Source organism: Kitasatospora sp. NPDC059747 (assembly GCF_042732955.1).
Taxonomy (GTDB): domain Bacteria; phylum Actinomycetota; class Actinomycetes; order Streptomycetales; family Streptomycetaceae; genus Kitasatospora.
The window spans coordinates 1-444 of the sequence record NZ_JBHWGV010000069.1; positions in this window are offsets into that span (position 1 = coordinate 1).

The window sequence follows — 444 nt, forward strand, 5'->3', positions numbered from 1 at the left end:
CCCCCCGCGCGGGGGGGGGGGGGGGGGGGGGGGGGGGGGGGGGGGGGGGGGGGGTGGGGGGGGGGGGGGCCCCCCCCCCCGCACCGCCGGAACACGACGTCACGGTGCTCAGGCCGAGGCAGAGGAACCCGGCGAGGGTGGCGGCCCTCACCGAACCGGCGAGCGTGGTCTTCTTCATGATTCGGATGCCTCAGAGAAGTCGATGGTGTGTCAATCCCGGCGCAGAGCGGAGCGGACCTCGCCTCGACGCCGTGGAACCATCGTGTCGGACCTGCCACGCGGGCACATCCGTAGAACTACCGAACCGTCTCCGTTCCGGGAAGAGCACCTCGACCTCGGGTGGTGTCACGCCGCGCGCGCGGCGTTCCTGGGCGTCCGGCGGCGGCCGGCGGGGCCCTGGTCGTGGGGGGCGGGGCGCGGCGGGGGGCGCCGGCTCTCCGCCCA